The 23,789-nt window shown below is 66.7% G+C and carries 24 protein-coding genes and 1 pseudogene; 13 read left to right on the forward strand and 12 right to left on the reverse strand.

The features are described from left to right. The first annotated feature begins 14 nt into the window (after positions 1-14). The 6 genes from ACYR7D_RS08045 to ACYR7D_RS08070 all read left to right on the forward strand — a co-directional run bounded on the left by ACYR7D_RS08045 (position 15) and on the right by ACYR7D_RS08070 (position 5,790). Positions 15-1,208 (forward strand): lipid-transfer protein, encoded by a 1,194-nt coding sequence (locus ACYR7D_RS08045; RefSeq protein WP_459548984.1) that lies wholly within the window; start codon positions 15-17, stop codon positions 1,206-1,208. A 336-nt stretch (positions 1,209-1,544) separates the two neighbouring features. Further along, entirely contained in the window at positions 1,545-2,567 is a 1,023-nt protein-coding gene (locus tag ACYR7D_RS08050) for a DUF4129 domain-containing protein (protein WP_459548985.1), read from the forward strand. Continuing rightward, positions 2,564-3,058, forward strand: a complete 495-nt coding sequence (locus ACYR7D_RS08055; protein WP_459548986.1) for a hypothetical protein — start codon at positions 2,564-2,566, stop codon at positions 3,056-3,058. The genes ACYR7D_RS08050 and ACYR7D_RS08055 overlap by 4 nt, the downstream gene beginning before the upstream one ends. Positions 3,059-3,086: 28 nt before the next feature. Then, positions 3,087-4,049: an AAA family ATPase gene (locus tag ACYR7D_RS08060; protein ID WP_459548987.1), complete on the forward strand. Its 963-nt coding sequence runs from the start codon at positions 3,087-3,089 to the stop codon at positions 4,047-4,049. After that, a complete protein-coding gene (locus tag ACYR7D_RS08065) occupies positions 4,046-5,320 on the forward strand; it encodes a DUF58 domain-containing protein (protein WP_459548988.1) in 1,275 nt (424 codons plus the stop codon). Before ACYR7D_RS08060 ends, ACYR7D_RS08065 begins: the two co-directional genes overlap by 4 nt. Beyond that, a complete protein-coding gene (locus tag ACYR7D_RS08070) occupies positions 5,317-5,790 on the forward strand; it encodes a hypothetical protein (protein ID WP_459548989.1) in 474 nt (157 codons plus the stop codon). The genes ACYR7D_RS08065 and ACYR7D_RS08070 overlap by 4 nt, the downstream gene beginning before the upstream one ends. Positions 5,791-5,877: 87 nt before the next feature. On the opposite strand, the gene ACYR7D_RS08075 is transcribed toward ACYR7D_RS08070, so the two are convergent. Further along, positions 5,878-7,022 (reverse strand): IS3 family transposase gene (locus ACYR7D_RS08075; RefSeq protein WP_459545742.1). Its coding sequence is split into 2 segments (ribosomal slippage): positions 5,878-6,743 and positions 6,743-7,022, totalling 1,146 coding nucleotides; the frame shifts between segments, so codons are not numbered across the junction. A gap of 535 nt (positions 7,023-7,557) precedes the next feature. On the opposite strand from ACYR7D_RS08075, the gene ACYR7D_RS08080 reads away from it, so the two are divergent. Further along, positions 7,558-8,514, forward strand: coding sequence for an MspA family porin (locus tag ACYR7D_RS08080; RefSeq protein ID WP_459548990.1), 957 nt, complete (start codon positions 7,558-7,560; stop codon positions 8,512-8,514). Positions 8,515-8,671: 157 nt separating this feature from the next. Here the strand turns inward: ACYR7D_RS08080 and ACYR7D_RS08085 are convergent, their stop codons facing one another. Both ACYR7D_RS08085 and kstD read right to left on the reverse strand, forming a co-directional pair. After that, positions 8,672-9,535 (reverse strand): MaoC/PaaZ C-terminal domain-containing protein, encoded by an 864-nt coding sequence (locus ACYR7D_RS08085; protein ID WP_459548991.1) that lies wholly within the window; start codon positions 9,533-9,535, stop codon positions 8,672-8,674. Between the two features lie 18 nt (positions 9,536-9,553). Beyond that, positions 9,554-11,254, reverse strand: coding sequence for a 3-oxosteroid 1-dehydrogenase (gene kstD, locus ACYR7D_RS08090; protein ID WP_459548992.1), 1,701 nt, complete (start codon positions 11,252-11,254; stop codon positions 9,554-9,556). 113 nt (positions 11,255-11,367) lie between these two features. On the opposite strand from kstD, the gene ACYR7D_RS08095 reads away from it, so the two are divergent. Beyond that, positions 11,368-12,990, forward strand: a complete 1,623-nt coding sequence (locus tag ACYR7D_RS08095; RefSeq protein WP_459548993.1) for an FAD-binding protein — start codon at positions 11,368-11,370, stop codon at positions 12,988-12,990. 133 nt (positions 12,991-13,123) lie between these two features. On the opposite strand, the gene ACYR7D_RS08100 is transcribed toward ACYR7D_RS08095, so the two are convergent. The 3 genes from ACYR7D_RS08100 to ACYR7D_RS08110 all read right to left on the reverse strand — a co-directional run bounded on the left by ACYR7D_RS08100 (position 13,124) and on the right by ACYR7D_RS08110 (position 14,947). After that, entirely contained in the window at positions 13,124-13,636 is a 513-nt protein-coding gene (locus ACYR7D_RS08100) for a nitroreductase/quinone reductase family protein (protein WP_459548994.1), read from the reverse strand. Positions 13,637-13,861: 225 nt separating this feature from the next. Continuing rightward, entirely contained in the window at positions 13,862-14,065 is a 204-nt protein-coding gene (locus ACYR7D_RS08105) for a DUF397 domain-containing protein (RefSeq protein WP_459548995.1), read from the reverse strand. 3 nt (positions 14,066-14,068) lie between these two features. Continuing rightward, the gene (locus ACYR7D_RS08110; RefSeq protein WP_459548996.1) at positions 14,069-14,947 is read right to left on the reverse strand and encodes a helix-turn-helix domain-containing protein; all 879 of its coding nucleotides are present in this window, start codon (positions 14,945-14,947) and stop codon (positions 14,069-14,071) included. 484 nt (positions 14,948-15,431) lie between these two features. On the opposite strand from ACYR7D_RS08110, the gene ACYR7D_RS08115 reads away from it, so the two are divergent. Beyond that, positions 15,432-15,761 carry a hypothetical protein gene (locus ACYR7D_RS08115; RefSeq protein WP_459548997.1) on the forward strand — a complete coding sequence of 110 codons (330 nt, stop codon included), beginning with the start codon at positions 15,432-15,434 and terminating at the stop codon, positions 15,759-15,761. A 280-nt stretch (positions 15,762-16,041) separates the two neighbouring features. After that, positions 16,042-17,532 (forward strand): AAA family ATPase, encoded by a 1,491-nt coding sequence (locus ACYR7D_RS08120; protein WP_459548998.1) that lies wholly within the window; start codon positions 16,042-16,044, stop codon positions 17,530-17,532. Positions 17,533-17,598: 66 nt separating this feature from the next. Here the strand turns inward: ACYR7D_RS08120 and ACYR7D_RS08125 are convergent, their stop codons facing one another. Further along, the gene (locus ACYR7D_RS08125) at positions 17,599-18,702 is read right to left on the reverse strand and encodes an alkene reductase (RefSeq protein ID WP_459548999.1); all 1,104 of its coding nucleotides are present in this window, start codon (positions 18,700-18,702) and stop codon (positions 17,599-17,601) included. Positions 18,703-18,766: 64 nt separating this feature from the next. Here ACYR7D_RS08125 and ACYR7D_RS08130 point away from each other — a divergent pair, with 64 nt between their 5' ends. Next, on the forward strand, positions 18,767-19,144 hold the full coding sequence (locus tag ACYR7D_RS08130) for a MerR family transcriptional regulator (RefSeq protein ID WP_459550082.1): 378 nt from the start codon (positions 18,767-18,769) through the stop codon (positions 19,142-19,144). A gap of 160 nt (positions 19,145-19,304) precedes the next feature. On the opposite strand, the pseudogene ACYR7D_RS08135 reads toward ACYR7D_RS08130, so the two are convergent. Beyond that, positions 19,305-19,643: pseudogene (locus ACYR7D_RS08135) on the reverse strand (winged helix-turn-helix transcriptional regulator); the annotation flags it as partial. A 142-nt stretch (positions 19,644-19,785) separates the two neighbouring features. On the opposite strand from ACYR7D_RS08135, the gene ACYR7D_RS08140 reads away from it, so the two are divergent. Further along, the gene (locus tag ACYR7D_RS08140; RefSeq protein WP_459549000.1) at positions 19,786-20,667 is read left to right on the forward strand and encodes an NAD(P)-dependent oxidoreductase; all 882 of its coding nucleotides are present in this window, start codon (positions 19,786-19,788) and stop codon (positions 20,665-20,667) included. 15 nt (positions 20,668-20,682) lie between these two features. Here the strand turns inward: ACYR7D_RS08140 and ACYR7D_RS08145 are convergent, their stop codons facing one another. Further along, the gene (locus ACYR7D_RS08145) at positions 20,683-20,922 is read right to left on the reverse strand and encodes a PIN domain-containing protein (protein WP_459549001.1); all 240 of its coding nucleotides are present in this window, start codon (positions 20,920-20,922) and stop codon (positions 20,683-20,685) included. Positions 20,923-21,072: 150 nt separating this feature from the next. Here ACYR7D_RS08145 and ACYR7D_RS08150 point away from each other — a divergent pair, with 150 nt between their 5' ends. Then, positions 21,073-21,294, forward strand: a complete 222-nt coding sequence (locus ACYR7D_RS08150) for a hypothetical protein (protein ID WP_459549002.1) — start codon at positions 21,073-21,075, stop codon at positions 21,292-21,294. Here the strand turns inward: ACYR7D_RS08150 and hsaB are convergent. From hsaB to hsaD, 3 genes are all read right to left on the reverse strand, one after another. Then, positions 21,291-21,905: a 3-hydroxy-9,10-secoandrosta-1,3,5(10)-triene-9,17-dione monooxygenase reductase subunit gene (gene hsaB, locus ACYR7D_RS08155; RefSeq protein ID WP_459549003.1), complete on the reverse strand. Its 615-nt coding sequence runs from the start codon at positions 21,903-21,905 to the stop codon at positions 21,291-21,293. The two genes, ACYR7D_RS08150 and hsaB, sit on opposite strands and share 4 nt — an antisense overlap. Positions 21,906-22,016: 111 nt before the next feature. Next, positions 22,017-22,916 carry an iron-dependent extradiol dioxygenase HsaC gene (gene hsaC / locus ACYR7D_RS08160; RefSeq protein ID WP_459549004.1) on the reverse strand — a complete coding sequence of 300 codons (900 nt, stop codon included), beginning with the start codon at positions 22,914-22,916 and terminating at the stop codon, positions 22,017-22,019. Continuing rightward, positions 22,916-23,788, reverse strand: a complete 873-nt coding sequence (gene hsaD, locus ACYR7D_RS08165; protein ID WP_459549005.1) for a 4,5:9,10-diseco-3-hydroxy-5,9,17-trioxoandrosta-1(10),2-diene-4-oate hydrolase — start codon at positions 23,786-23,788, stop codon at positions 22,916-22,918. The genes hsaC and hsaD overlap by 1 nt, the downstream gene beginning before the upstream one ends. Between the last annotated feature and the right edge of the window lies 1 nt (position 23,789).

The following is a 23,789-nucleotide window of genomic DNA, read 5'->3' on the forward strand; positions in this document are numbered from 1 at the left end:
GGAACGAGGTTCGTATGACTACATCCGATCACCCACTGTCCGGCCGGGCCGCCATCGCGGGTATCGGTGCCACCGATTTCTCCAAGGAGTCCGGTCGCAGTGAACTGCGCCTGGCCGCGGAAGCGGTGACCGCCGCCCTCGCCGATGCCGGGCTCACCCCGGCCGACGTCGACGGCTTGACCACCTTCACGATGGATACCAACCTGCAGGTGGCGGTGGCCCGCGCGGTCGGGATACCGCAGTTGAAGTTCTTCAGCCATATCGGGTACGGCGGTGGCGCGGCCTGCGCCACCGTGCAGCAGGCCGCGATGGCGGTGGCCACCGGGATCGCCGATGTGGTGGTGGCCTATCGGGCGTTCAACGAACGGTCGGTCTCCCGGTTCGGGCAGTTCTCCACTTCGCTGGCCGCGGCGCCCACCTCCTCCGGAATCGACGCCGGCTGGTCCTATCCACACGGTCTGGGTACCCCGGCCGCGCAGGTGGCCATGGTGGCACGCCGGTACATGCACGTCTACGGCGCGACGAGCGCGGATTTCGGCCGGGTCGCGGTGGCGGATCGCAAACACGCCGCGGTGAATCCGAACGCCTTCTTCTACAACAAGCCGATAACCCTGGAGGACCATCAGAATTCGCGCTGGATCGCCGAACCGCTGCATCTGCTGGACTGCTGCCAGGAATCCGACGGTGGGGTGGCGATCGTGGTGACCAGCGTCGAGCGGGCGCGGGACCTGCCGAACACACCGGCGGTGATCACGGCGGCGGCGCAGGGCAGCGGAGCGGATCAATACGTGATGACCAGCTACTACCGCGATGCGCTGACCGGCCTCCCGGAAATGGGACTGGTGGGTGATCAGCTGTGGTCGCAGAGCGGTTTACGCCCCGGCGATATGCAGGCGGCAATTCTCTACGATCACTTCACTCCGTTCGTGCTGATGCAACTGGAGGAACTCGGATTTTGTCCCCGCGGTGAGGCCAAGGATTTCATTGCCGACGGGGCGATAGAAATCGGTGGAAAATTACCCGTCAATACGCACGGAGGCCAATTGGGTGAGGCGTATATCCACGGTATGAACGGAATCGCCGAAGGGGTGCGCCAGTTGCGCGGAACCTCGGTGAACCAGGTCGAAAGTGTGGAAAATGTGCTGGTCACCGCGGGTACCGGGGTGCCTACCTCGGGTCTGGTCCTGAGCGTCGACCCGGCCGCCTGACCGGAACGGCCGGATATCCGGCTGTCAACGGGAATGGACGATCACCGCGCCGGGCGCGGCTCGCGCGGGCACGGCGGCGCGGTGGTTCCTGCGCTGAGCAGAGTGCCGGAGACCGGGCACTCGAATCGGTCACGGGGGTCCGCCGCGGGTTGTGACCATTCACGGTCCGGCACAGGATATAAGTGTCGTTTGCGCAATGGTCGGTAGGTTTGCCGGCGAGGGGTTGGTAAAGATGAGAAACTCCGCATTCCATATTGCCGATTCGCCACCGGACCGGCTGTCCGGCATGTAAATATGTGGGCTGGTCTTGGCAGTAGGCAGGTTCGAGGTAACGGGTTGGCCGGGTCGCGGGCGCTGATCGCGCGCATTGTGGCGGTGTTCGCGCTGCTGTTCTGCGCGGTCGTCGCGCTGCGTGGTCATATCCCGGGGCTCACCGAGACCGCCGAGGACACGGCGCACGGGGCGCCGTCGCCGCTCACCGTCGCCCTGATGCCGGTACTGCTCACCGTCTCGATCGTGGTGCTGCTGGCCGGGGTCATCGCCAGTCAGCACCGGTTACCGCTGGCCATGCCCGAGGTCGATACCGGCGAAACCGATCGCATCCGGCGCCTCGGCCGCTTCGGTGTGGTCGTCCTGTTCCTCCTGGCGGTAACCGGCGTACTGGTGGCCATCACCTTCGCGGTGTACTTCATCGGTTTCCAGCGCACCACCGAAACGGTTCCGGCGCCGGAGGGCGGTGCGCGTTCCGAGACCCGCCCCGCCGACCCGCCCGGGCTGGCGGAAGAGGAACCGGCGCTCACCGGCACCGGTCTGATCCTCGCCACAGCCGCCGCCGGCACACTCGTCGCCGTCGCGGTGACCGGTTTGGCGGTCGTCACGGTCAACACGCAGCGGCGTGAGCACGCCGAGGACACCGGCGAGGTGGCCGCCACCGCGGACGAGGCGGCGGCCACCGATACCGAATCCCTGATGAAGGCGGCGGAGATGGGTCTGGCGGCGATGAACGCGCCCGGCCAGGATCCGCGCACCGCGATCATCGCCTGCTATGTGGCGATGGAACGCGGCCTGCGCTACGCCCGCGGCGCCGCCCCACTGGCCTCCGATACCCCGATGGAAGTACTGGCCCGCGCGTTCGAACACGGCGCCCTGCACGACGCCTCGGCCCGGGAACTGGTGGCACTTTTCGAAGAGGCCCGGTTCAGCCCGCATTCCATGCTCGCATGGCAGCGGATGCGGGCCGAACAACTGCTGCGGGTGGTGCTCGCCGACCTCCAGGGCGTACCGGCTCCGGATACGGCGGTGACCGGCACCTTGGACCCCGGCTATCCGCCGCTCGGCCCGAGCGGGGGTCCGCGGTGAGCCGGCCCTGGATAGTCGCCGCCACTGTACTCGCGGTGGCGGTCTTCGAAATCGTCGCCTCTCTGCGGGCTCGTGATTTCGTGCTGGTAGCGGCCGGTTTTCCGGTCGCTGTCGCACTGGGTTGCTTCGTCTGGGTGCTCTTGCGCCCGGAGAAGAGGGAGAAGGAACCGGCCGACGATATGGAGAACGGGCCCGCCGAAATGCTGCGCCACTGGCATGCCCGTGCCGAAATGCTCGTCGACCGTGCCGACGGCAGCCGTGCCGATTGGGATCGGCATCTGCGACCGCTGCTGGCCAAGGAATTCCAATTGTCCGCCGGCCTGCGGGTCAGCAAGAACCGGCGGGCGCTGGAGAACGCCGGTATCCACCTGTTCGGCGCCGAATTGTGGCGCTGGGTGGATCCGGCCGATTCGGCGCTGCGTGACCAGGACACGCCGGCGCCGGGCCGCGCGGCTCTCGACGAGATCCTGAGCCGCCTACAGAGAATGTGAAACGGGTCGACACATTGCGAGAGATGACATGACGATGCCCTTGGACGCGACCGTCCAACGCACCGAGGCCGTGCTCCGGGAGGTTTCCCGGGTGGTGGTCGGTAAACGCGAAGAGCTGCAGCTCATCATGATCGCGATCTTGTCCGGCGGGCATGTGCTCATCGAGGATCTGCCCGGACTGGGCAAAACACTGATCGCCCGGTCGTTCGCGGCAGCGCTCGGCCTGGATTTCACCCGGGTGCAGTTCACCCCCGATCTGTTGCCCGCCGATCTGCTCGGCTCGACGATCTACGATATGACCACCGGTCGCTTCACCTTCCGCCGCGGCCCGGTGTTCACCCATATGCTGCTCGCCGACGAGGTGAACCGCACTCCGCCGAAAACCCAGGCCGCCCTGTTGGAGGCGATGGCCGAGGGGCAGGTGAGTATCGACGGGGAAACCTTCCCGCTGCCGCAGCCGTTCATCGTGCTCGCCACCGACAACCCGATCGAATACGAGGGCACCTATCCGCTGCCGGAGGCGCAGCTCGATCGCTTCGCCATCCAGTTGCGGCTCGGCTACCTCTCCGAGCAGGACGAAACCCAGATGATCCGCCGGCGGCTGGAGCGGGGCGCGGTGCCGCCGCGGGTGAACCAGGTGGTGGACGCCAAAGGGCTGCTGGAGATGCGGCACACCGTGGAGTTCGTCTCGGTACATCCCGACGTGGTCGGTTACGTGGTCGCTCTGGCGGCCGCGACCCGCGGCCACGCGCAGGTGGAGGTCGGCGCCAGCCCCCGCTCCGAACTGGACCTGGTGCAGATGGCGCGCGCCCGCGCCCTGCTGCACGGCCGCGACTACGTGGTCCCCGAGGACGTGAAAGCCCTCGCCGTCCCCGCCATGGCGCACCGGATCACGCTGCGGCCGGAGATGTGGGTACGCCGTATCCGCGGTGAGGACGTGATCGGTGAACTGCTGCGCCGCCTTCCGGTTCCGCGCGCCGCCACGCCATGAGACACCGCGACGCCAGTGCCACGGTGGAGGCGCGACTGCGCTGGCGCCCCGCCCCGCTCACCTATCTGCTCGCCATCGCCTCCGCCGTGGCGTTGCTGGCGGCGGTGGTCGCGGGAAGCTGGCAGCTGGTGGTGTTCGCGGCTCCCATGCTCGGGGTGCTGGCCGGCGCGCCCTGGCAGGTCACCCGGACCCGGATCCAGGTGGACGGCGGCGGTACCCAGCGCTGTTTCGAAGGCGAGCAGGTCACCGTGACCATCGCCGCGTTCGTCGAGCAGGGGCATGCGTTGCTGCGCTGTAAACCGGTCGCTCCCGAGGGGATGACGGTCACCGTCGAGGAAACATCGGATTCCGGTTCGGCGCCCGCGGGGCTGCGGCTCACTGTTTCCGCGCAGCGGTGGGGTCGCTACCCGATCTCCGTACGGGTGAAAGCGCTGAGCCCGGCGGGTATGGCGCTGGCCACCGCGACCCTGCCCGCCGGGGAGGTCTTCGTCTATCCGGTCACCGACCCGCAGCGGATGCCTATGCCACGCACCGAACTTCCCGAACGCCTCGGCGTGCACCTCACCCGGCGGCACGGCCCCGGGGTGGAGTACGCCGATATCCGCGCCTACGCCCCCGGCGACCAGTTGCGCATCGTGAACTGGCCGGTGAGCGCCCGCCGCGGCCGGCTGTATGTGACCGAACGCCTGACCAACCGGTCCGCTGATGTGGTGGTACTGGTGGACACCTCCCAGCAGGCTCCCGGCCCGGCCACCGACGCGCTCGAATTGTCGGTGCGCGGCGCCGCGCAGGTGGTGCAGTCCACCCTGCAGGCCGGCGACCGTACCGCCGTGGTGTGCCTCGGGCAGTCGCCGCGCTGGCTGCGCCCCGATATCGGGCGGCGCCAGTTCTACCGGATCGTCGATACCGTGCTGGACGTCGGCGACGAGCACATCCCCACCACCGGCACCCTCGCCCCGTACGCCGCCGTCCCGCTCGGTGCCATCGTCGTCGCCTTCAGCACTCTGCTGGATACGCAGTTCGCGCTCGCGCTGATCGATCTCCGTAAACGGGGGCATGTGGTGGTGGCGGTGGATGTACTGCGCGGCAGTCCGTTCGCCGGTGAGCTGGATCCGATCATGGAGCGGATGTGGCAGCTGGAGCGGATGTCGATGTACCGGGATATGAGCACGGTCGGCGTGGATATCGTGGCCTGGACCGAGGACGCCCGCCTGGACCAGACGATGCGTCTGCTGCCCCGGCATCGCCGGACCCTCCGGGTGCGCCGATGATCAAATTCCTCGCGCTCCTCTCCGGGACCCTGCTGGTACTCCTCGTGGCACTGATCCAGCCGTGGGCGGCCCCGGCCGCCATCGTCCTGGTGGTGATCGGCTGGTGGTGGCGGCTCGCGGCCTGCGGCGCCGTCCTGCTGGTGATCGGTGTGCTGGCGCTGGCGGACACCGGCCTGGTGGCGGCCGCGGCCGCGGGCCTGGTCGCCACCACCTACCTGTTGAACATCGCGACCGTCACCGCGCCGCGCGGTGTGGTCCCGACCACCCTGCCTTCGGTTGCCGGTGCGATCCTGTGGACCGCCGCGGCGGGCGGGGCGGCTCTGTTACCGATCGAACTCCCCTGGGTCCCGGTGGTGGCGCCGGTGCTGGTGATCCTGCTCTCCTCGATCCTCACCTACAGCATCACCGCCACCCGGCGCCGCCCGCCGCGAGTGTCCCCGGTGGACGCGACGGAAACGGGAACGACCTGACCGTAGAACAACTGTCCGCCAAGGTTTTCCCTCGGCGGCGGACGCATGGGACTGCTGTGAGTTTGGTTGACTCGCGGGTTTGGTCTTTCAGGCCGCGAGTGCGGGCCGGTTTATTGTCTCAAACTCGATCGGGGTGAGGCGGCCGAGTCGGCGTTGCCGACGGGTGCGGTGGTAGGTCTTCTCGATCCAGACCACGATCGCCATCCGGAGCTCGTCGCGGGTCGCCCACCGCTCCCGGTCGAGAACATTCTTCTGCAGCAACGCGAAGAACGACTCCATAGCAGCGTTGTCACCACACGCCCCGACTCTGCCCATCGAACCTCGTAATCCATTGCTCGACAATGCGTTCACGAACTTCCGAGAGCGAAATTGACTGCCCCTGTCGGAGTGGACGATCGTCGCGGTAGGCGCTCGGAGAGTGACGGCATGGTTCAGTGCCGACACCGCCAACGACGCCTTCATCCGCGAATCGATCGAATACCCGACGATCCGGTTGGAGAACACGTCCTTGACAGCGCATAAATACAGTTTTCCTTCACCGGTGCAGTGCTCGGTGATGTCTGTCAACCACACCGCGTCCGGAACGGCGGCAGTGAAGTGGCGTCCGACGAGGTCGTCGTGGACCGGCGGGCCGGCCTTGCGGTTCAGGCCGCGTTTCTTGGCGAACACACTCCAGATCCGCTGGGCTGAACACAACCGGTGGACCCTGTTCTCGCCCGCACGGATACCGCGGGCAGGCAGCTCGTCGGCGATGAATCGGTAGCCGAAAGCCGGGTCGTCGGCATGGATGTCGAGAGCGGCGTTGATCAGATGGGCGTCGTCCCAATCGCGTTGCGAGACAGGGCATCGTTTCCATTTATAGAACGCTTGGGTGGAGAAGCCGAGTACCCGGCAGGTCACCGCGACGGGGATACCGTCAGCGGCCAGGTCGAGGACCAGCGGGTAACTCATTTTGGGTTGACGTCACGCGAGAAATAGGCGACCGCGCGGCGCATGACCTCGGCTTCTTGTTCCAACTGACGGATCCGTTTACGCGCTTCGCGCAGCTCGGCCGACTCGTCACGGGTGGCGCCGGGCCGGTGGCCGTCGTCGATATCGGCTTGCTTGAGCCAGTTCTTCACACAGCTCTGCGATATTCCGAAGTCCTTCGCGATCTGGGTCAACGAGATCTCGCCCTTACGGGCGACCGCGACGATGTCACGGCGGAACTCTTCGGGATATGGCTTCGGCATGAGGGACATCCTTCCAGCGAGGAGCGATCCTCACAGGTCAGGAGTCAACCAAACCGGGGGCAGTCCCCATCTTCTTGTCGACAGCCTTCGATGACTGCCGAGGTCGATGGTGAGTATTTTGACGACGGGATGTGGGTCCCCCTGCTCACCTTCACGGGTGGAATTGCGGTATTGGTAGTCGATTCGCCCGGCGTGCACGGACTGACATGCGGCGACACGACGCCCGCCGGACGGCCGCCGAAGTGGTTTAATAACCGGCGGGTAGTGCCCGCCGGTTTCTCGGCGTACCGCCGGCGCGGTACGAAACGGTATTGCCGAATTGCTTCGGCCGATAGGTTTTCGGCCGCCCCGCGATTCGTGGCGGCGGTCGGTGTGTGAGTTCGTCTGTGAAGTCCGGGCTAGTTGATGACTCGACTGGAGCACTATGAACCGCAAGCTTCCCTATGCTTTGGCCGCGACTGCCACGGTGATATCGGTGGCCACCGGTGCTGTATACCCTGCGACCGCGGAGCCGGGGGAGGTGAACTCCGGTGGGATGCGCATGATCGCGGCCGTGAATTCCAGTAACTTCGTGCCGGCCGAGGATACAGCGCTCGGAGTGCCGTTTTCGCATGCGGCGAAGGCTTCCGGAGATTTTTCCGTCACCCTGGAGACCGCCACGCCGATACGAAACGGGAAAGTCGTCGCCGGGTATCTGGTCGGCTGTGCTGTCGATGTTTCCAACGGCATCGCGGTCGCCATCGCGCCGACCGTCGGTCTGAACACCGAGCTCGGGCCTTCGCTCGGCCAGGGCCTCGGTCTCGATCCCGGTTTGTTCATCGCCGCACCGCCCGGTGTCGGGGTCGGGACGGGAGCGCCGTCCGGTGTGGGAGCGCTGTCCGATATCAAGAGGGACGATGAGGAAGTGCCGCCCGGTACCGGTAGGGGCGATGAGGAAGTGCCGCCGGGAGGCAGGAGGGGCGGTCAGGAAGAGCCACCCACTACCAAGAGGGGCGAAAAGGAAGAGCCACCCGGTCGCAAGAGGGGTGATAAGGAAAAGCCACCCGTGGAGCTGCCACCTGTGGAGTTGCCGCCCGTGGAGTTGCCGCCCCTGGAAGAAATACCGCCCGTGGAAGTGCCGGAAGTACCGCCCGTGGAGGTGCCGGAAGTACCGCCTTTGGAAGAAGTACCGCCTTTGGAAGAAGTGCCGCCCCTGGAAGAGCCGCTCGGTGCCGGAGAGGGGACGGAATTCGGCGGTTTCGGGGTCGAAGGCGCGCTCACGGGCGAGCTCGTGGTGGAGCTGGCGCCCGGCACCGTGACGGCGGCGCCGATCGGTGAGGCGGAGCTCGACGAACAATCGACGTTCCCGTACGCCTTCGCGCACAGCAATACCCCGCTGCATGTCAACGGGTGCCTCTCACCGGCGTCCGCCATGCCCTTCATCACCGTCTACGCTTCTTCGCCCGGCGGTATCGTGCAGACGACGGGCTACGGAGACTCGTTCACATTCTGACCGGCGGACGTAATGCGCGAAGCCCGGTCCTGCGGGCCGAACGTCGGAACCGGCGACGTTCACCGTTGATCCGAGAGCTGCGGATCGGATAGGCGATATCGCTCGGCCGGTGCGGGGCCGCCGCATCCATGGAAGCGGCGGCCCCGCACCGGACGGGTCAGTCGGTGCAGGTGAGTACCACGTCGCCCAGTACCGGTGCTCCGTCCCGTTCGACGGCGGTGGCGCTGATGATCAGCTGCCCCGGTTCCCGCCAGATCCGCGACCGCAGCGTCTCCCCGGGGAACAGCACTCCGGCGAATCGTGCCCGGAATCCGGTCACCCGGGCGGCGGCCGAGTCCAGCACCGTATCGGTGGCGGTCTTGCAGATGATCCCGTAGGTGCACAGGCCGTGCAGGATCGGCGCCGGGAATCCCGCGCCCGCGGCGAATTCCGGGTCGGAGTGCAGCGGATTGCGGTCGCCGCAGAGGCGATAGAGCAGCGCCTGCTGCGGCAGTGTCGCCGTGGTGACGTCGAAATCCGGTTCCCGGTCGGGAAGTCCGGCTTTGCCGCTGGGGCCGCGTTCGCCGCCGAAACCGCCTTCCCCGCGAGCGAAGATCGAGGACCGTTCGGTCCACAGCGGTTCCCCGTCGGATCCGGTGACGGTGAATTCCTGCACGATCACCGCGTTCGCGCCCTTGTCCCAGAGTTCGCTGATCCGGCCGGTGCGGGTCGCCTTGCCCGCGGCGGGCAGCGGGCGGTGCACCTGGATCTCCTGGGAACCGTGCACCACCTTGGCCAGGTCGATATCGACGCCGGGGAATTTCACCTTCGGCGGGTCGGTATCGCGGAGGGTGTGTGCCACGGTGGCGAAGGTGGGCAGTACCTGCGGTTCCCGGTCGTGGAGGTAACGCAACTCGGCGGGGTCGGTCCAGCGGCCGCCCGCACCGATGCCCAGGTGGTAGAGCTGGACGTCGGAGGCGGTCCAGGAGAATTCCTTGCTCGGGAGTTCGGCTCCCAGCGCGATTTTCGGATCGATGGGCATACTGTCTCCTCGATCGGCTCAGGCTTCGGCCGGTGACGCCGCGGACCCGGCCTTCTTGCGGTCGATGATGTCGTGGACGGCGAGATAACCGAACGCGATGGCCGGGCCGATGGTGGCGCCGGGGCCGGCGTAGGTGTGTCCCATCACGGGGGTGGAGCAGTTGCCGGAGGCGTACAGGCCCTCGATCGGTGTGCCGTCCTCGCGCAGTACCCGGGCGGCGGTATCGGCTACCAGCCCGCCCTTGGTGCCGAGATCGCCGGGCACCATCTTGGCCGCGTAGAACGGGCCCTGCACGAGGGCGGCGAGGCAGGGATTGGGTTTGACGGTGGGGTCGCCGTAGTACCGGTCGTACCGGCTGTCGCCGCGGCCGTAGTCCTCGTCCTTGCCGGTTTCGGCAAACGAGTTGAACCGCTTTACCGTCGCGGCGAGGTTATCGGCGGGCACGCCGATCTTCTCGGCCAGTTCCGCCAGGGTGGGGGCCTTGACGATCAGGTCGTTCTCCATCCACCGGGCGGGGAATTTCAGGCCCGGCTGGAGGCTGGCGAACATGTACCGGTTCCGGTACCGCTGGTCGAACACCAGCCAGGTGGGGATGTTCTCGCCGGGGCCCTCGCCCTGCCCGTACTCGCCGCCGTACATGGTGTGCACGGCCTCCACGTAGGGGGCGGATTCGTTACCGAACCGCTCACCCTTCGGGTTGATCATGATCGAGCCGGGCAGGTTCCGTTCGGACAGGGCGAACCACGGTTTGCCACCTTTGAAGATGGTCGGACCCCACCAGGCGTCCTCCATGAACCCGATGGCCGCACCGGCGTCCATCCCCGCGACGATGCCGTCACCGGTGTTGGTGGCGGCACCGGTGGTCCATTCGGTGGTGATCGGTTCGCGCTGATATTTGGCGCGCATCTCGGCATTGTGCTCGAATCCGCCGCTGCCGAGCACCACGCCGTGGCGGGCGACGAACCGGACCGTTTCGCCCTGGTGCGTGGCCTCGACGCCGGTGACCCGGCCGTCTTCCAGCACGAGTTTGGTCATCGGGGTGTCCAGCAGCAGGGGGACGTTCGCGTCCATCAGCCCCTTGCGCATGCCGGCGATCACCGCCTGGCCCATCACCATCAGGTGTTTGCGGGTGAACTTGGCCCAGTAGGTGCGCGCCCCCACCCGCATGGCCCGCAGCATTCCTTTGGGATGGCGGCGGATCAGGTTCAGCCGGACGAAGTCGGCCTGGGTGACGGCGACGTTCAGCGGCGCCTTGGAATACGGCGGGTGGATATTGAACCGCTCCTCGCCCAGGGTCATGGCGTCGAACGGTTTCGGCTCACACGATCTGCCCGAGGCCCGGCCACCGGGAGCTTCGGGGTAGTAGTCGGAGTAACCCTTCACCCAGGTCATCTCCAACGGGGTGTGCTCGAGGACGAAATCGAGGGCCTCCGCGCCGCGGTCGATATAGGTGTCGATTCGCTCGGCGGGCACCACGTCGCCGATGATGCTGTGCAGGTAGCGGCGCGCTTCCTCGCGATCGTCGGGGCCGCCCGATTCGCGCAGTGCCTTGTTACCGGGGATCCACACCCCGCCACCCGAGCGCGCGGTCGATCCACCGTAGTACGGAGCCTTCTCGAGGATCACCACACTCAGCCCGTTGTGCGCGGCGGTGAGGGCGGCGGTCATCCCGGCGGCGCCGCTGCCGACCACCACCACATCGTATTCCCGATCGTTCATGTAGAACACGTTATAGAATGATGCCGCCGTTGGTCTATGTTGTGTGGCAGAAGAGTTGATATGTGCCGATCAGGGCAACGAAACTCGTTTCAGTTTCTGGTGGAGTTGGGTGTATGACGCAGGAATGGGACCTGACCGCGGACGTGGTCGTCGTCGGTTACGGAGCGGCGGGCGCGGCGGCGGCCCTGCAAGCCACCGAGGAGGGAGCGCAGGTACTGGTCCTGGATCGCTTCACCGGCGGTGGAGCGACCGCCCTGTCCGGCGGCATCATCTACGCCGGCGGCGGTACCTGGGTGCAGCGCGAAGGCGGGGTCGAGGACACGCCCGAACTGATGCTGGCCTATCTGGAGCGTGAGGTCGGCGACGCGGTCTCCCCGGCCACCCTGCGCCGGTTCGTCGACGGCAGCCCCGCCATGATCGACTGGCTCACCGGCCACGGGGTGCCGTTCGAGGCATCGCTGTGCCCGTACAAGACCTCCTACCCGAACAACGACTACTACCTCTACTACTCCGGTAGCGAGATCTCCGGCGCGTTCGCCGATATCACCCCCGCCCAGCGCGGCCACCGTGTCAAGGGATGGGGCACCTCCGGGAAGAAACTGTTCGAACCGCTGGCCCGCTCGGCCGCCGGCAAAGGGGTCCGGGTGGAAACGCTCACCACGGCCACCGCTCTGATCACCGACGACGCCGGCGCGGTGGTGGGCGTCGAATGCCGCACCCTGCGTACCGCCCCCTCCCGGGTGCGGGCCCGCTATGCCCGCATGGCCGCGGTCGCGGCGAAACCCGGGATCTACTATCCGCCGCTGCGCCGCGCCCTGGAGCAGCGGCTCGCCCGCCTCGACGCCCGGTACGGCACCACGATCCGGGTCCTCGCGCGGCGCGGTGTGGTGCTGACCGCGGGCGGTTTCATCGCCAACCGGGAGATGCTGCGCTCCTACGCCCCGGCCTACAAGAACGGCCTGGCGCTGGGCAGCTCCGGCGACGACGGCAGCGGTATTGAACTGGGCCGCGAAGTGGGCGCGGCCACCGACCGGATGGGCAATGTCTCGGCATGGCGGTTCCTGCTGCCACCGAGCTCCCTCGCCGGAGCCCTGCTGGTGGGCGGCAAAGGGCAGCGGGTCATCGACGAGACCCGCTACGGCGCCGCCGTCGGTGACGCCCTGATCAACCGGCACGACGGTATCGGCTGGCTGCTGGCCGACGACGATCTGATGCGCACCGCCATCTCCCAGATCGGCCCGCAGGCGGCCTGGTTCCAGCGGATGCAGTTCGAGGTGATGCGCCGAAAGGCGAAACGCGGGCGGACCCTCGACGAGGTGGCCGCGAAGGCCGGTATCGACGCATGCGGGCTGCGGGAGACGGTGGCCGCGCACAACAGTGCCTACACCACGGGTGCGCCCGACCCGGTGGGCAAACCCGCCGAATACGTCCGCCCGGTGGGGGCGGGCCCGTACTGGCTGCTGAACGTTTCGATCGAACCCAGCCTCACCAACCCGTGCCCCATGTTCACCGTCGGCGGGCTGGTGGTCGACGAGGAGACCGGCGCGGTGAAAAGCACCGACAGCGGCGAGATCCCGGGTCTCTACGCGGCGGGCCGGACGGCCGTCGGTCTCTGCGTGAACTCCTACGTCAGCGGACTTTCGCTGGCGGACTGCATCTTCTCCGGCCGACGCGCGGGCCGCAGCGTAGCGGGCCGGCGGATCGTCGCCGACAGGGTGTCCGGTACTTCTCGGTAGCAGCATCCTTCGGCTCGCGCGGCCCGGAAACGGCGGCAATCGCACCGAAACCGGGCCCTCTCGGCTGCGGTTCTGCTGTGCGGCCCGATGCCACCATTCGGCGCACCGTGGCCGGGAGGTTCCCCGGGAGCGCTCAGCCCTCGCCGTCGAGAGTCAGCACGACCAGCGGTATGGGCCGGTCGACCTTGGACTGGAAGTCCGCCAATAGGGGGTTGTGGGCCAGCACCCAGGCCGCGAACTCGTCGTAGTCCACGCCTTCGAGCACCTTGCCGGTCGCCTGGTGGGTTTTGTCCCGGAGTTCGACAGTGACCTGCGGATTCGCCTTGATGTTGTACCACCAGGCCGGGTACTTGTCCTCGATGAACGAGCTCACGTACATGATGTCGTCCCGGTACAGGGGCCCCAGCGGAGTCGTGTGCCGCTTGCCGCTCTTGGCTCCCGTGGTGGTGAGCAGGATGAGGTCTCCGCCCGCGTAGGCACCGCCCACCTTGCCCGAGTTCTCCCGGAACTCCTTGATCACATCATCGTTCCAGTTGGCGATGCCGCCCTGCTGGTCCCAATCCTGGTTCCACGGTGCGTTCGGATCGTTGTAGTCGGTGATATCGGTCTGCCCCGGCTGCCCCGCAGTCGATTCGGTTTCGCTCATGATCCGAGTGTGTCCCGGAATCAGGACAGTTACCGTCCTAATTGGCACCGTGCCCTTGTAATCCGCCACATGCCCGCCGGGTATGCCTTCGCCCGGACATAGTCGCGGGCCGCCTTCGATGCGGACTCCGGCGTCACACGGCTCTCATGCCTGCCGGAGACGACGAAGCCGCGCGGAAAAGAACCCCGCCTTCGCACGGGAGACGAAGCGGGGTTCCTTTCGCGGTCAGGGGCGATCGAACCCGCCGTCTTTGGCGCGGGTCAGGAAGGCGTCCCATTCGCCGGGAGTGAAGATCAGGGCCGGGCCGGTGGGGTTCTTGGAGTCCCGCACACCGACGAGGCCGTTACCCAGGTGGGCAGCCTCGACACAGTCGCTCCCCCCTTGGCTACGGCTGCTCTTGAACCATTCGGCCCGAGTCAGGTCGGTCATTACCTACTCCTTCGTAATCCGCAGCATCAGATCCTGGGATGCCGACGGGGACAACGCTACGTGCCGGATACGCTCCGCCTCGCTAGCGTATCTGGCGACTTCGAGGTCGCGCTCTATGTACAGGTCGCCGGTGAAACCCTCCATGAAGGCCACTGCGGGCTCCTGAAGCTTGGAAGTAGGCAGCAAGGGAAAGCTGAACAGTACGAAAGAGCGAGACATCAAGCCAACGGGTCTGGTCTCGGTATTGGGCACGATCCGGACCTCGACGCTCGGTGCATCGCACCACTTCAGTAGGTGTTTCACCTGCTCGGCCATGACGGTCGGGCTGCCAACGGTGTATCGAAGTACCGCCTCGCTCAGTAGTGCCTCGAAACGGAAATCCGGCCGGTCCAACAACTCTTGCCGTCGCTGTGCGAGGTCCAGCGTTCGATTGACCTCCTCCGGCGACCAATCCGGGTTTGTTGCCCAGGTGAGGGCCTGCCGATAGTCGCGGGTTTGCAGTACACCGGGAATCACCGTGGATTGCCAGGAGGTCACCCAGCTCGCTGCCTCCTCGAGTGCGAGATAGTGGTCGAACCCGGAGACCATGGCGTCCGCGTAAGCCCTCCACCATCCGCTACCCGAGGCTTTTGCCTCCCTGATCTCGCGGGCGAGGTCGAGGAGCAGTCGCCGCTCCTCATCCGTGGCCGCGTAGGCGTTCGCCAGGGCGTTGAGTCCGAGGTCCATGACCTTCGTCAGCCGCCCGTCCTCGAGACGGCCGTAGGACTGCGGCGATATCTCGGCCACCCGGGCCGCCGCCGACTGTGTGAAACCCGCTCTCTCGCGGAGTTTTCGCAGCTGGCGGCCCAGTGCGCGGCGGGGGAGCGTGGATCCGTGTGCCATGTAGTTACCTTTGCTTATCGGATGCGTGAAATATGGAAGCCCTCACTGTGGAGCCCTGATTCTGGAAAGCGCATCGCCGCAATGTCTTTGCAGGAAATCCAGGATTTCCCCCTGGATTCACCGGCATACGGCTTCTCGATTCCCTTGCCGCAGAGCTCTACTGAGGAGGCACCCGGTGCAGTCCACTCCCAGAGCCACCTGGGAGACACCAGTTCGACGCCAGAAGTGGCCGAGAGCTGGTGATCCGAATCAATTGAGTAAAGGGCGCACCGACACCATAGTCCCTCATCGGACCGCGCGCCGGGTGCTCACCGAAATCGAGTGCCAGGAGCGGAAATCATGTGTGTGACAGCGCTGCCGACCAGAGCCAGGGGCGAAACCGATATCCCGCACGGGGAAGTCTGGACGCCTCCGACGACCCTCGTTCAGTTGGAGCACCTGTTGAGGGTTATGCGGCGGTGGGCGGAGGTAACCGAGGAACGCCGTGCCTGACCGCCTCCCCCCGCCACCGGCGATCGCGTTGATCCGGCTGAACTTCCCGGCGCGCGATGTCGACCTGCACGAGCTCGCCGAAAGGCACGCCTACCGGTTGGTGTACACGGTCGAAACGGATACCGTCCCTCAGCTCGTCATCCACGCGCTGGTCCGGCATGCGGCCGAGGTCGGGGCCGAGGCGGTCGTGGTACCGAGCTTCGAGCACGCCGAGGGCCTCCGCCACCTCATCACCGAGAACGCCGCGCTCATCACGCCGGTGCAGATCTATCCCCGGGGGTACCGGTGGCGCGTCGCGGACCCCGAACGAGGGAGAGCCTGATGTGGGCGGATGTGACGCTGATGCTCTTGGTGGCCGGGCTCGTCGGCTTCACGGTCGCGCTGTACCGGCCGCTCGACGATCCGTAGCACGGTCTTGTGGCGAGCCGGCCGCCGACCCGCGCCGGATTCGGAAGAGGAGACGCCCACCCGGGGGCAGCGCGGGTCACGGGTCTTCCCCGGAGTGCGCATCGAGCGCTCGCCTGCTCCTGGGATCGGCTAGGATTTTCCTTAGGAGTACAGTCCTTAGGAATGTACTCCTAAGTCGTGAACAGGGGTGTTCGATGGTTACCAAACCGGAGCATCTGTTCGGCCGGGTGCCGGAGTGGGAGGGGCTGGTCGCCTTCGCGACCCGGCCGGCCCGGACCGGACAGCTCGGTATCGTCAGCGGCCGGCGGCGAATGGGAAAAACGTATCTGCTGCGAGCGCTCGTCGAGCGTCTCGGCGGGTTCTACTTCGGTGCTACGACCGCGACCGGAGCCGAATCGCTGCGGCAGTTCGGTGCCGCGCTCTCGGAGTTCACCGGGGAGAAAGCGCCGATCGCGTTCGGCAGTTGGGACCACGCCGTTACCTATCTGTTCGGGCTCGGCGCGGGCAGTCGTGCCGAGGAACCGACACTGATGGTGATCGACGAGTTTCCGTACCTCGTCAAGGCGGTGCCCGAACTGGCCTCCCTGATCCAACGGGAAATAGACCGCTACCAGCACGAACCCAGCGGTGCGCGGATGCTGCTCTGCGGATCCGCGATGTCGGTGATGGGCGGGCTGCTCGCAAGCAACGCACCGCTGCGGGGGCGGGCGCAGTTGGAATTGGTGGTCCGGCCGTTCGGGTACCGGGAGGCCGCCGACTTCTGGGAGGTGGCGCAGGATCCGGCACTGGCGGTACGGCTGCACGCGGTCTTGGGCGGAACCCCCGCGTATCGCCGGCAATTCCTGGCCGACGATATCCCTGCCTCGCCGGACGACTTCGATCCGTGGGTCTGCCGGACGGTCCTGTCTCCGCTCAGTCCGCTGTTCCGGGAAGCACGTTATCTGCTGGCGGAAGAGGCCGAGATCCGGGACACCGCGCTCTACCATTCCGTCCTGGCCGCCGTGGCCCAGGGAAACAATACGCGCGGTGGGATCGCAGGGTATATCGGCCGTAAATCCGTGGATATCTCTCATCCGCTCACCGTGCTCGAAGATTGCCACCTACTGGTCCGGGAGCCGGATGTTTTCCGGGCCGGCAAATCGGTCTACCGCATCGCCGAGCCGTTGATCACCTTCTACGAGGCCATCATGCGCCCGGCGTGGGCACGACTGGAAAGTGGTCAGGCCCGGCAAGTGTGGGCACGTTCGAAAGAACGATTCGCGGCGCAGGTCGCCGGGCCTCATTTCGAGACGATCTGCCGGCAATTCATGCTCGGCGACGGCATCGAACTGCTCGGCCCCGATGCCGCGCTCGGGGATATCGGCTCCGGAGCGGTGCTGGATCCGGCCAACCGCAGCCGGATCCAGATCGATGTGGTGGTGACCCAGCCGGGTTCCGGTGGACGGAAGGCCGCGGTATCGCTGCTCGGAGAAGCGAAATGGGGAGTGACCATGGGGATGAACCACCTGGAACGACTGGACCGGGCGCGCCGACTGCTGGCGGGTGCGGGGCTCGACGTTTCCGGATGCCGCCTCGCCTGTTTCAGCGGCACCGGATTCAGTGACGCGCTCCGGGCGAGAGCCGCGCAAGATTCTGATGTCCTGCTCATCGGCCTCGGTGACCTGTACGGGCGGACGAAGCGATAGCTTATTGCGAACGCGCGTCCCGGATCCACCGCAGCGCATCCGGAACACGGTAGGCGGGTCCGGGAATCAGGTGGTGGCCTCCGCGAGGGTCGGGTAGTCGGTGTAGCCTTCCGGACCGCCCACATACATCAGATGCGCGTCACGTATCTCGTTGAGGGGCGCGCCGATACGCAGACGGTGCACCAGGTCCGGGTTGGCGAGAAAGGCCCGGCCCAGGGCGATGACGTCGGCTCCGGCATCGAGCAGGCGCCGGGCCGCTCGTTCCACCGCGTCGGCCGTACGGGCGTCGCCCGCTGTCGCGGGATTGGCGATGAGAGTGCCGGGCCAGATATCCCGGATCCGGGTGAACAGCGGATCGTCCGGATCGGCGCGAACGATGTGCAGATAAGCCGGGCCGTGGGCGGCGAGTGCGGTGACGAGCGCGGGATAGATCTCGGCGGTATCACCTTCCTCGATGCCGTTGACGGTATTCGCGGGGGAGATGCGCACACCCACCCGCTCGGCGCCGATCGCCGCTACCACCGCCTCGACGACCTCGACTGTGAAACGGATGCGGTGCTCGACCGGGCCGCCGTAGGCGTCGGTGCGGCGGTTGGTGTTGCGGGCCAGGAACTGGTGCAGTAGATAGCCGTTGGCGCTGTGGATCTCCACCCCCGCGAAACCGGCGGACATGGCATTGCGGGCGGCGGCGACGAAATCCTGGATAGTGGAACGTATTTCGTCGACGGTGAGTTCGCGCGGGACAACGGCCTCCTGATGTCCCGAAGGGGTGTGCACGGTATCGGGCAGCGGGATCGGTGACGGCGCCACCGGTACCAGGCCACTGTTGTCGGGATGACCGACCCGGCCACCGTGCTGTAGCTGCAGGAACATATGACCTCCCGCCTCCCGTACCGCCTCGGTGACGCGGCGCCAGCCGGCGATGTGCTCGGGGCGGTGGATACCGGGGATATGGGCGTAGGTCTGGCCCACCTGATTCGGGGTGGCCGCCTCGGCGATGATCAGCCCGGCCCCGGCTCGTTGGGCATAGTAGGTCGCCATCAATTCCGACGGCGTGCCGTCGGCTTCGGCGCGGTTGCGCGTCAGCGGCGCCATCACCAGGCGATGCGGCAGGTCGAGACGGCCGATGCGGGCGGGAGCGAATAGATCACCGGTTGTCGTGGTTGTCATGTCCGGACGGTAAGACCTGACACCGATGTGAGGTTCAAGTCCGGAGCGGAATTGCGAGGTGGGAATGCGGATCGGGGAGTTGGCGCGGCGGACCGGGGTCAGTGAGCGATCGCTGCGCTACTACGAGGAGCAGCGGCTGCTGACCGCCGAGCGCACACCGGGTGGGCATCGTGACTACCCGGAGCAGGCGGTGGACCGGGTCATCCATATCCAAGAGCTTTTCGCCGCCGGACTGTGCAGCAAGAAGATCGCCCGGATACTGCCGTGCATGCGCGATACCGACGGAGGAGCCGCCGAATCGGCGACCCCCGACCTGGTGGCCGAACTGGAGGTGGAGCGCGATCGCATCAACCGGATGATCGCCGACCTGCTGCGCTCCCGCGATGTCCTCGACGAGGTGATCGAACGGGCCGGAGCGCCCTTTGCGGCGACGCGGGGCTGAGCCCGGCCGGCCCGGCGCTCGAGATCCAGCAGGAGCCTCACAGCTCGACTTCCCGGATCGAATCCGTGGGCCGTACGGGCTCGAAGTCGATGTCCTCGGTCATGGTGAAGGTGTCCGCCAGTGAGATTCCGGCTGTCGCTGTATCGGGCGCCGGTTGTACCCGTGCCGCGCCGATCCGTTCGATGCGGTCCCGCCCCCACGCGCCGAGCGGTTCGAGCGCGGTATTGAGGGTGCGGCCCAGCTCGGTGAGGCGGTACTCCACCCGGGGCGGGATCTCCGGGTAGGACTTCCGGTCGATCAGGCCGTCCTCCTCGAGCTCCCGTAACTGCTGGATCAGCATCTTCTCCGAGATGCCCGGCAGCCCACGGCGCAGCTCGCCGAACCGGCGCACACCGTAGTTGTCCAGCTCCCAGAGGATCAGTCCCTTCCATTTGCCGCTGATCACATCCATGGCGGCGTCGATCCCGCAGAAATACGGCCCGAATCTTTTTGCACCCATCTCGGCCTCACCACCTGTTCACACACCTGCTGGTAGGTACCCCACCGAATAGTAGGTACTTGCCCCGACGTCCATTGGTGGCCATCGTTGGTCACGGCGCGCCGAGCACATGACCATTCGCCTCAGCAAGGAGTCGGCAGATATGACCGCGAACGAGCAGACAGCCGTGACCGTGCTCGGTCTCGGACCGATGGGCCGGGCCATCGCCGCCGCACTGGTGAAAAGCGGCAACCCCACGACCGTGTGGAACCGGACCCCGGGGAAGGACACCGAAGTCGTGGGCCTGGGAGCCACGAGCAGCCCCGACGCCGCCTCGGCGATCGACGCCGCCGAGGTGACCATCGCGGTGCTGGGCGATCACGCCTCGGTGCACGAGGTCCTCGATCCCGTGGCCGGCCGGCTGCGCGGTAAGGCGCTGATCAATCTCACCAGCACCGCCCCGGAGGAGTCCCGGGAACTCGCCCGGTGGGCGGCCGGACACGGTATCGACTTCCTCGACGGCGGCATCATGGCGGTGCCGCCGATGATCGGGGGGCCGGGCGCCTCCATCCTCTACAGCGGTTCGGAACCGGTCTTCGAACGCTTCCGGGCCGATCTGGAAAAACTCGCCGCCGCGGACTATTTCGGCGATGACGCCGGCACCGCCGCGCTCTACGATTTCGCGCTGCTGGCCGGTATGTACGCGATGTTCACCGGCTTCTTCCACGGGGCCGCCATGGTGCGTTCGGCCGGTGTCACCGCCACCGAGTTCGCGCCCCGGGCGGCGGCGTACGTCACCGCCATGGCGGAACTGCTCCCGGCCTACGCGGCGGTGATCGACAGCGGCGACTACACCGACGACGCCCAGCCCGCGAAGTTCCACAAACCGGCCTTCGACGCGATCGTCCGCGCCAGCCGCGACGCGGGAGTGGCCCTGGATATCGTGGGCCCGATCAAGAACCTCATCGACCGTCAGATCGCCGACGGCCGGGCGGGCATGGGCCTGGAACGGATCGTGGAAGAGCTGGCGGGCTCCCGGAAATAGGGCCCGGGTCCGCGTTCAATCAGCGGTTCCGGCGGGGACGACCCACTTGGTGGGCTGTCCCGTGACCGCGGCGATCATGTCGTAGTCGCCGTCGTAGTGCAGAACGGTGGCATGGTTGCGCTCGGCTACGGCCGCGATGATCAAGTCGGCAACGGAGAGCGCGCGCCAATTGCCACGTTCCACCAGTAGGCTCTGTACCTCTGCGGCGCGGTCCCAGCATTCATCGGGGGTGGGGAACCAGTCGAATCCCCGCACTTCGTCATGAATACGCTGTGCGTCTGTTTTCGACCGGTACGGGAAGCTCGGAAGCGGACGCTGTCGGGGACGCGAACGGGAAGATTCCAAGGACCGGTACAAGCGCGACGTGACGAACCGCAAGACTTCCAAGTGGTAAGGAGGACATAGATGAGCAGCGAGCGCTCGATCTGGCAGGTGCGGGTGACTTTCCGGGGTACCGAGGAGCAAGCCGACGGTCTGGCGGCCTCGATCAGCGAAATGCTCTGCCCACACGAGGAGGAGCACCCCCTCAGCGAATGCCCGATGCCCGGGAACGTTCGTACGCTCGATGAATCGGCTCTGAGTAAGAAGGAGATCGAGATTTTCAACGCTCTGCTCGCGGAGGACTAGAGCCAGGTGTCCAGGGTCGTGGTGGTGAGGAAGTGGTCCAGATCGGCGCGCCAGGGGGCCGGGGTGGTTTTCTCCGGTTCGATGGCGGTGTACTGGCCGCGGTAGAACAGCAGGGGGCGGCCGTTTCCGGTCGCGGTGGTTTCGGCCATGGCCTGGACGCGGCCGATCACGATGAAGTGGTCGCCGCCGTCGACCACGTTGTCCACCCCGCATTCGATGGTGGCCAGCGAATTGTCGAGCCGGGGCAGGCCGAGCTCGGAAGTGTGCCAATCCGTTCCGGCGAACTTGTCCGGCTCCCGGGAACCGAATTTCGCGCACACGGCCTGCTGCTCCTCGGCCAGGACGTTCACGCAGAAGCGGCCGTTGGCCTCGATGGCGGCCCAGGAGCGGGAGCCCTTCGTCGGGCAGAACAGCACCAGCGGCGGGTCCAGGGAGAGGGCGGCGAAGGATTGGCACGCGAAACCGATCGGGTCGTTCTCGCTGGTGAAGGTGGTGATGATCGTGATACCGGTGCAGAACTGGCCGAGGATATTGCGGAACTGCCGGGGGTCGATGGCGGGCTGCTCAGCCGCCGCGTCCGCGCCGTCCGCCGGGTCCGCTGATGCCGTCACGTTCATACCGTCCTCGTCTGCTCGGGTAGCCGCCCGGACCGCCCTCCCGCCGCCCGGATCACCGGTATCGGCCGTGCCCGACGCGAGTATCGCACCGGGCACGGCCGGAGATCACTTGAAACCCACGCTGAAATCGTGCCCCCACAGGCTCACCGCCGTGGACTCCCGGGCGATCCAGCTGTGGTCGTCGACTTCCAAACCCTCGCAACCGAATTCGACATCGAATCCGCCGGGGGTCTTCATGTAGAACGACAGCATCTTGTCGTTCACGTGCCGGCCCAGGGTGGCCGACATCTTCACGTTCTTGCGCAGCGCGCGGTCCAGGCACAGGCCCACATCGTCGGCGTTGCCCACCTCCAGCATCAGGTGCACGATGCCGGTGGGGTTGGGCAGCGGCAGGAAGGCCAGCGAGTGGTGGCGCGGGTTGCAGCCGAAGAACCGCAGCCAGGCCGGTTCGCCGTCGGCGGGCCGCCCGACCGCCTGCGGCGGCAGCTTCATGGAGTCACGCAGGCGGAAGCCGAGCACATCGCGGTAGAACCGGAGCGAGGCGTTGTCGTCGTCGGTGGTGAGTACCACGTGACCCAGGCCCTGCTCCTCGGTGACGAACCGATGCCCGTACGGGCTGACCACCCGCCGATGTTCCAGCGCGACCCCGTGGAACGCCTCGAGGACATTGCCGGACGGGTCCTCGAAGGTGATGAGCTCGTACACGCGCCGGTCGGCCAGCTGTTCGGCCGTGCCCTCCTTGTAGGCGACCCCGGCGGCGTCCAAGCGGTCCCGGATGTCCTGGAGTTCCGCCGCGTTCGCGGTTTCCCAGCCGGAGACCTGGAGCCGGTCCTTTTCTCCGGGAACGATCACCAACCGGGCGGGGAACTCGTCCATCCGCAGATAGAGCGCGTCCGGGACGGAGCCCTTGCCCTCGACCATGCCCAGGACCTTCAGCCCGTATTCCCGCCAGGCCGCCATATCGGTGGCCTCGATACGCAGATAGCCCAGTGATCGGATACCCATCACTTCACCCCGTTCAGGAAGTCGGTGGCCAGCCGGTTGAACTCCGCGAACTTCTCCAGCTGGGCCCAGTGCCCGCAGCCGCCGAACACGTGCAGTTGCGCGCGTGGAATGTTCTTGAGCGCCACCAGCGCGCCGTCCAGCGGGTTCACCCTGTCCTCCCGGCCCCAGATCAGCAGTACCGGCTGGCGCAGCTTGTATGCGTCGCGCCAGAGCATGCCCTTCTCGAAATCGGCGCTGGCGAACGATTTGCCCATGGCGCGGGTGGCGGCCAGCGCCTCGGGAGTGCTCGCGGAGGCGAAGCGCTCCTCGATCAGCTCCGCGGTGACCAGGGACTGGTCGAACACCATGATCCGCAGAAACGCCTCGAGATTCTCCCGGGTGGGCTCGGCATTGAACTTGCCGAGCAGTTTGACGCCCTCGGTGGGGTCGGGTGCGAACAGGTTGGTGCTGAGCCCGCCCGGGCCCATGAGGATCAGTTTGCCGGCGCGGTCGGGATAGTCGAGCGCGAAACGCACCGCGGCGCCGCCACCGAGCGAGTTGCCGAGCAGATGGACGCGCTCGGTGATCTCGAGGGTGTCCAGCAGGTCCTTCAGTGCCGAAGCGCTGTGCACGAAGTACTGCGGGTGCTCGGTGGGCTTGTCGGACCGCCCGTACCCGGGCTGGTCCACGGCGATCACATGGAAGTCACGAGCCAGGACGGGGATATTGCGGGAGAAATTGGACCACGAGGAAGCGCCGGGCCCGCCGCCGTGCAGCAGCACGATGACGGGGCCGTTACCGGCCCCGGCCTCGTGGTAGTGCAGCTTCAGATCCGGGCGTACCTGCGCGAATCGGGAGGTGGATTCGTAGGTGAGTTCGGCGGTGGAGGTCATC

This window comes from Nocardia sp. X0981, from assembly GCF_977089955.1.

Excerpts from the sequence above, each read along its gene's own strand:
- ACYR7D_RS08045 (WP_459548984.1), top strand. The coding sequence starts at position 15 with ATGACTACATCCGATCACCCACTGTCCGGCCGGGCCGCCATCGCGGGT.
- ACYR7D_RS08060 (WP_459548987.1), top strand. The coding sequence starts at position 3,087 with ATGACGATGCCCTTGGACGCGACCGTCCAACGCACCGAGGCCGTGCTC.
- ACYR7D_RS08065 (WP_459548988.1), top strand. The coding sequence starts at position 4,046 with ATGAGACACCGCGACGCCAGTGCCACGGTGGAGGCGCGACTGCGCTGG.
- ACYR7D_RS08070 (WP_459548989.1), top strand. The coding sequence starts at position 5,317 with ATGATCAAATTCCTCGCGCTCCTCTCCGGGACCCTGCTGGTACTCCTC.
- ACYR7D_RS08080 (WP_459548990.1), top strand. The coding sequence starts at position 7,558 with ATGCGCATGATCGCGGCCGTGAATTCCAGTAACTTCGTGCCGGCCGAG.
- ACYR7D_RS08085 (WP_459548991.1), bottom strand. The coding sequence starts at position 9,535 with ATGCCCATCGATCCGAAAATCGCGCTGGGAGCCGAACTCCCGAGCAAG.
- kstD (WP_459548992.1), bottom strand. The coding sequence starts at position 11,254 with ATGAACGATCGGGAATACGATGTGGTGGTGGTCGGCAGCGGCGCCGCC.
- ACYR7D_RS08095 (WP_459548993.1), top strand. The coding sequence starts at position 11,368 with ATGACGCAGGAATGGGACCTGACCGCGGACGTGGTCGTCGTCGGTTAC.
- ACYR7D_RS08100 (WP_459548994.1), bottom strand. The coding sequence starts at position 13,636 with ATGAGCGAAACCGAATCGACTGCGGGGCAGCCGGGGCAGACCGATATC.
- ACYR7D_RS08105 (WP_459548995.1), bottom strand. The coding sequence starts at position 14,065 with ATGACCGACCTGACTCGGGCCGAATGGTTCAAGAGCAGCCGTAGCCAA.
- ACYR7D_RS08110 (WP_459548996.1), bottom strand. The coding sequence starts at position 14,947 with ATGGCACACGGATCCACGCTCCCCCGCCGCGCACTGGGCCGCCAGCTG.
- ACYR7D_RS08120 (WP_459548998.1), top strand. The coding sequence starts at position 16,042 with ATGGTTACCAAACCGGAGCATCTGTTCGGCCGGGTGCCGGAGTGGGAG.
- ACYR7D_RS08125 (WP_459548999.1), bottom strand. The coding sequence starts at position 18,702 with ATGACAACCACGACAACCGGTGATCTATTCGCTCCCGCCCGCATCGGC.
- ACYR7D_RS08130 (WP_459550082.1), top strand. The coding sequence starts at position 18,767 with ATGCGGATCGGGGAGTTGGCGCGGCGGACCGGGGTCAGTGAGCGATCG.
- ACYR7D_RS08140 (WP_459549000.1), top strand. The coding sequence starts at position 19,786 with ATGACCGCGAACGAGCAGACAGCCGTGACCGTGCTCGGTCTCGGACCG.
- ACYR7D_RS08150 (WP_459549002.1), top strand. The coding sequence starts at position 21,073 with ATGAGCAGCGAGCGCTCGATCTGGCAGGTGCGGGTGACTTTCCGGGGT.
- hsaC (WP_459549004.1), bottom strand. The coding sequence starts at position 22,916 with ATGGGTATCCGATCACTGGGCTATCTGCGTATCGAGGCCACCGATATG.
- hsaD (WP_459549005.1), bottom strand. The coding sequence starts at position 23,788 with ATGACCTCCACCGCCGAACTCACCTACGAATCCACCTCCCGATTCGCG.